The 215-nt window shown below is 64.2% G+C and carries 1 protein-coding gene; it reads left to right on the top strand.

Annotation, left to right across the window (positions count from 1 at the left end; genetic code table 11):
* Positions 1-215 (top strand): hypothetical protein (locus RM812_RS43530; RefSeq protein WP_311586577.1); only part of this gene is annotated, 215 nt, incomplete at both ends.

Consider the following 215-nt stretch of genomic DNA (forward strand, 5'->3'; position numbering starts at 1 on the left):
TGGTGGAGGCGCATGGGACGGGGACGCGTCTGGGTGATCCGATCGAGGCGCAGGCGTTGCTGGCGACGTATGGGCAGCGGGATGGGGTGCGTCCGTTGTGGCTTGGTTCGCTGAAGTCGAATGTGGGTCATACGCAGGCTGCTGCGGGTGTGGCCGGTGTGATCAAGATGGTCATGGCGATGCGGCACGGTGTGTTGCCGAGGACGTTGCATGTG

This window comes from Streptomyces lancefieldiae, from assembly GCF_031845825.1.
In the GTDB taxonomy this organism is placed as follows: domain Bacteria; phylum Actinomycetota; class Actinomycetes; order Streptomycetales; family Streptomycetaceae; genus Streptomyces; species Streptomyces lancefieldiae.